General features: G+C 26.4%; 7 protein-coding genes and 1 pseudogene. 1 reads left to right on the top strand and 7 read right to left on the bottom strand.

Translation table 11 applies throughout. The features are described from left to right. The 3 genes from JG677_RS06890 to JG677_RS06880 all read right to left on the bottom strand — a co-directional run. Positions 1-329: 23S rRNA (pseudouridine(1915)-N(3))-methyltransferase RlmH (locus tag JG677_RS06890; RefSeq protein ID WP_200285909.1), on the bottom strand; the 329-nt coding region annotated here is incomplete at its 3' end. A gap of 1 nt (position 330) precedes the next feature. Beyond that, complete coding sequence (gene accD, locus JG677_RS06885; protein ID WP_200170218.1) at positions 331-1,173, bottom strand: acetyl-CoA carboxylase, carboxyltransferase subunit beta; 843 nt, start codon at positions 1,171-1,173, stop codon at positions 331-333. Positions 1,174-1,393: 220 nt separating this feature from the next. Further along, positions 1,394-2,029 carry an NAD(P)H-binding protein gene (locus JG677_RS06880; protein WP_200170217.1) on the bottom strand — a complete coding sequence of 212 codons (636 nt, stop codon included), beginning with the start codon at positions 2,027-2,029 and terminating at the stop codon, positions 1,394-1,396. 187 nt (positions 2,030-2,216) lie between these two features. On the opposite strand from JG677_RS06880, the gene rrpB reads away from it, so the two are divergent. Beyond that, positions 2,217-2,549 carry a MarR family transcription factor RrpB gene (gene rrpB / locus JG677_RS06875; protein WP_200170216.1) on the top strand — a complete coding sequence of 111 codons (333 nt, stop codon included), beginning with the start codon at positions 2,217-2,219 and terminating at the stop codon, positions 2,547-2,549. Positions 2,550-3,061: 512 nt separating this feature from the next. Here the strand turns inward: rrpB and JG677_RS06870 are convergent. The 4 genes and pseudogenes from JG677_RS06870 to JG677_RS06855 form a co-directional block, all read right to left on the bottom strand. Continuing rightward, complete coding sequence (locus JG677_RS06870; protein ID WP_200285907.1) at positions 3,062-4,252, bottom strand: molybdopterin molybdotransferase MoeA; 1,191 nt, start codon at positions 4,250-4,252, stop codon at positions 3,062-3,064. A gap of 176 nt (positions 4,253-4,428) precedes the next feature. Next, on the bottom strand, positions 4,429-4,872 hold the full coding sequence (locus tag JG677_RS06865; RefSeq protein ID WP_200285905.1) for a molybdopterin synthase catalytic subunit: 444 nt from the start codon (positions 4,870-4,872) through the stop codon (positions 4,429-4,431). Continuing rightward, positions 4,872-5,093 (bottom strand): MoaD/ThiS family protein, encoded by a 222-nt coding sequence (locus JG677_RS06860; protein ID WP_200170213.1) that lies wholly within the window; start codon positions 5,091-5,093, stop codon positions 4,872-4,874. Before JG677_RS06860 ends, JG677_RS06865 begins: the two co-directional genes overlap by 1 nt. A 2-nt stretch (positions 5,094-5,095) precedes the next feature. After that, positions 5,096-5,333 (bottom strand): annotated as a pseudogene (locus tag JG677_RS06855) (hypothetical protein); the annotation flags it as partial.

Genomic DNA, 5,333 nt, shown 5'->3' with positions numbered 1-5,333 from the left:
GTATTAATAAATTCTTTACGCAAGCCAAAAGCTCCGCCTATAAAAAAACTAATTTCATTTTTATCTTTTAATAAATTAGCAAATTCTAAACTATTAAGCTTTCTACCTTTTTCATCTAATACTATAGAAAAACCTTTTTTGTAAGGTTCAAAAGCTTTTTCATAGCTTTTTTGAGCTTCTAAGGGACTAATATTTTGTGCAAGGGATATTTTTTGGCTAAAAAGATTAAATTCGTTAATTTGAGAATAATTAGAAATTAATTTAGTATATTTTTTTGTAAGTTCTTTAAGTTCGTCTTTTTTTTGTATGCAAATAATATTTACACGCAAACTATTTTCCACTTAAAAATTTTAAAACATCACTAAGATATTTTTTTTGCTCACTTCTTGGCACTATTGCATCTATAAGTCCATGTTCAAGTAAAAACTCAGATTTTTGAAACCCTTCTGGAAGTTCAGCGCCTATAGTTTGTTTTATAACTCTTGCACCAGCAAATCCTATTAAGGCACCAGGTTCAGCGATAATAATATCTCCAAGCCACGCAAATGAAGCAGAAACTCCACCCATTGTAGGGTCAGTTAAAACTGATATATAAGGAATTTTCTCTTTAGAAAGAAGCTTTAAAGCAGCACTTGTTTTACTCATTTGCATTAAAGAATAACTACTCTCTTGCATTCTAGCTCCGCCAGAAGCACAAACTATCACTAAAGGGCTTTTACTTACAATAGATCTTTGAACAGCGCGAACAATTTTTTCACCCTCAACAGATCCAAGACTACCACCCATAAAAGAAAAATCAAAAATAACAAGTTGTACTTTAAGAGCATCAATTAGACATTCTCCACTTACAACAGCACTTTTTCTTCCTGTTTTACTTTCGCTTTCGTTCAATCTTTTTTTATAAGATTTACTATCAACAAATTTTAAAGGATCGTTTGCTTCTAGATTTTGATCAAATTCGATAAAGCTTTGCTCATCGCATAAAAGCTCAATTCTTTCTTGGGGTGAAATTCTCATATGAAAATCGCATTTAGGGCAAACATTAAAACAAGTTTTAATTTCTTTATAATACATTAAAGCGTGACAATTGGGACATTTAATCCAATGTTCTGGCATTTCATTTGGACTAGGTTGTTTTTTTCTAATTCTTGAAAAAATATCTGCAAAATTCATTAAACACCCTTAAAAATTCTTAGAAACGGATTATATCAAATTATTCTTAGTGATTAATAATATTATAAAAGTGATTTATATAGTTATTTTTTAAATAAATGTTTATGATTAAATGTTTTTGAATTTATAGCTTTAAAACAAAAAATCTAAATGTAAAATATTAAGATTTTAAAAAATTTAAAGTGATAGCGTATAAAATGCCTTAAGATATTTAAGGCATTTACAATCCTATCACTCCAATGCGTGTATTTTCATAATTAGAATCAAGTACGATATCTATCATAGCACTTGCATAATCATCATAGCCTATTTTACTTTCGTTATTGGCATTGACTTCAAATTGTTCACCTATTATTTTATAATGATGACTTTTTGGAAGTTCTGGGATAAAATCAGCAGCTGGTGAAACATATATCCACTTAAAACCTTGTTCATTGCGTAGAAAATCAAGAACTTCTGCGGCAGCTTTGGCTATACTTAAATACTCTTTAGGAAAAGTTGGAGTATCCATAAGTCTTATAGTATGACTTTTATCCATATACAAACTTCCAGCTCCGCCTACAATGAATAATTTAGAATTACTTCCTTGTAAAATTTTACTTAAAAATTCTATATGTTTTTTATGTAAATTTAAATTTTCCCATTCTCCAAAAGCATCAATAATTACATCAAAATGAACTAAATCTTTAGCATTAAGCTCAAAAAGATCTTTTTGTATTATTTTAGCTTTAGAAGAAAATTCGCTCATTTTAGAACTATTACGCACAAAACAAGTAAGTTCCAAATTCCTTTCTAATGCTTCTTTTGCTATTGCTTTGCCTGCTTTACCACTTGCGCATAAAATTGCTATTTTCATAATCCATCCTTTAAAATGTTTTGATAAAAATAAGTATTAGAATTATAAATATACTTATATTAAAAAATCAAGTAGATATTATTTTATAATATAGTATATATTTTAGGAGTATTGTGTATTTTAAATATTTTTATTATATATTTTTTTTAAAAAAATATGTTATAATTTTTAAAAATTAAGGTTATAAATGAAAAAATATTATTCTCTTTGTCCAATTGAAACAACGCTTAATCTTATTGGAAATAAATGGAAAATTTTAATTATTAGAGATTTATTAGATGGAACTAAAAGATTTGGAGAGTTAAGAAAAAGCATTTCATCTACAAAAAATCAAAATATTTCTCAAAATGTTCTTACCCAAAATTTACGCGAACTTGAGGAAGCAAAACTTATAAAACGCAAAGTTTATGCAGAAGTTCCACCAAGAGTTGAGTACTCTCTTACACCTTTGGGAAATAGTTTAGAATCTGTATTAAAAAGTCTTGAAATTTGGGGAAATGATTATAAAAATTTAACTTAATTGTAAAATTTGAAATATTTTATAAATAAATTATCTTTATATTTTAAATTAATATAATCACTTTTTACAATCATAATTTTGCAAAAAGATAATTATAAATATAAAATTAATTTTACTTCAAAGCTTATAAAAAACAAAAAACTTATTTTTTGTTTTATTTTAGATTTATAATTTTATTTTGCATAAATTTCAAATCAATAAAAACATTACAAAATAAATATATCCAATCTATTTTTATATTTTGATTTTTGATTAAGAAAAAGGGATTTGATTTTTTTTGATAACATTTTTTTGATTTTTGGTTAAAAGGAGAAAAATGGCTATAACTTTAGTAGTTAAAAGGGCCAGTATGTATATGTTTATGATGGAAATAAAACGTTATATACTAAAAGTGGTGAATTAGTTGGCTTTACAAGCTCAAGTGCAAATATAAAAAAGAACTCGTATATATACACCTACGATGAAAAAGGAAAACAAATATCTTGTACTTCTGCAAGGTGATTTATGCCTTTTTAAGGCATAAAAACAATATCCACTAAGCTTTCATTTTCTAAAATTTCGCATTCTTTTGGTGCTATCATAAGTGCGGCTTTATTGTTAAGATTGTTTATAATTGCACTAGATCCTTCTTTTTTACCTTCTAAATTTACCAAAATGCGCCCATTTTTAAATTCTATATTGCAAGCTACAAATTCTAAATGTGAAGTTTTTTTCTTATAAACACCTTGTAAAAAAGCCTTGCAAATATAATCTTTTGGTTGAAGTAGCCAAGCGTTTAAAATTTCTCTTACATAAAGATTAAACATTACCATAGCTGAATAAGGAAAACCAGGTAGAGCGATGATAAATTTTTCATTCATTTTGGCTATTTTGATATGACGTCCTGGCTTTATGTCTGCTTTATTAATAATAAGTTCATATTCTTGAATAGCTTTTTTTAAAAAATCAAAATCTCCCATAGAAACTCCACCTGTAGTTACCAGGATATCACAGCTTTGCAAAGCACTTTTAAGGGTAGAAAAAGTAGCTTTTTCATCATCTTTTAAAAGAGGAAAAACTCTTGTATCGCAATTTAATTTTTTGGCTAAATTTGCTATGGCTATATGATTTGATGATCTAATTTGAGCAGGATTTTCTAAAGCTTCTCCTAGATCTTTAATTTCGCTTCCACTGCTTAAAATACCTACAATAGGTTTTATAAATACGCTAATATGAAAAAAACCAAGTTCAGCTAAAAGTGCTATTTCGCTATAATTTAGTTTAGTTCCTTTTTTTAATAAAATTTCATCTTTTTTATAATTTTCTCCAATTTCTCTAACAGCAAAACCTTTAGAAACTTTTTTTTCTATATAAAGTGTGTTATTTTCTATGCGTATATTTTCAATAGGCACCAAAGTATCACTTCCTTCACTCATAAGCGATCCAGTAAATGTTTTAACACAAGTGCCGTTTAAAACTTTAAATTCAGGCATTTTTCCTGCTGAGGTGATACCTAAAATTTTTAAAGGTTTTTCTTGATCTTCAAATTTGATTGCATAGCCATCCATAGCTGAAGTTAAAAATTCAGGTTGATTTTTATCTGCTTTTATATCATTTGCTAAGATACGTCCTAAACATTCTGTGATGGCTATTTTTTCAATTTTTTCATAAGTTTTGATATGAGAGTGTAGAATTTTTAAACTTTCTTCATAAGACATTAACATAAATTATCCTTAATACCAATCTAAATAAATCTAATAGCATATTTATAATGTTTTTATATAAATTAATTTTTTAAACCCTAATAAATGATTATTTTTAAAGTCTTTATCAATACATTTTAAAATTTATTATTAAATTTAAAGCAATTGTGATTTTATATCAATTTTTTAGCTCTAAATCATTTTAAAAGTCCAGCACCTTGTAGTTTGTTTGATCTATCTTTTGCATAAATTCTTTTTCCATTAATTACATCATATTTCCAAATAGGAGCATTTGCTTTAAAATCTTCTACAAAATCATTAATAAGCTTAAGTCCTAGTTTTCTCTGCTTACTTAAAATTCCTGCAAAATACGAACTTTCTCCTATTTTAACATCGCCAATAGAATGTGCAAACATAAACTTTATAGTTTCATTTTGAAATTTTTCTTGCCAAGAATTAAACCAAGTTTTAAGCAAAGGTTCATAAATATCAAAACTCAAAGCTTCTATATTGTTATCATCTCTTACTATGCCACAAAAAGTAAGCAAAGCACCACAATTTTGTTTGATGCTAAATTCATACCATTTTGCATAAATTTCAGGGATATTTAAAGCTCCTTGAGTGAGTATAAAATTTTGCATCAACCACCACCTACTGGAGGCAAAAGTGAAATTTTATCTCCTGAGTTTAAAACTTGATTTTCATCAAAAATGATTTTATCATTTAAGGCAACCGCACAAAGCCCAAGCCATTCTTTTAAGCTTTCATCTTGTTTTAAAATTTCTTTTAGTTCTTTAAGATTATGCACTTTAAGTTCTATGCTTTCTTTGTTAATAGGACCTAAAAATTCTATTTTAACCATATTTACTCCGTTTTTATTCTGTATGATACTAAAATATTTTTAATATCAATCTTTATAATATTAAATTTAAACTCAAAAATTGATTTATATATTTTATTGAAATTTGTTATAAAAATAGTTGATTTTAAAATATCACTATTAAATTCTTTTGCTCTTATTAAGACAAAATCATTTGCTTCAAGCTCGCTATAATTTGTTCTTAAAATACCAAAATTTGAATTTTTAATAGTAGCTGTTCCA

Origin of the sequence: Campylobacter sp. TTU-622, from assembly GCF_016598965.1 — a bacterium.
Taxonomy (GTDB): domain Bacteria; phylum Campylobacterota; class Campylobacteria; order Campylobacterales; family Campylobacteraceae; genus Campylobacter_D.
Note: the sequence above shows the minus strand (reverse complement) of the source record. Positions and strands in the feature narration are given on the sequence as shown.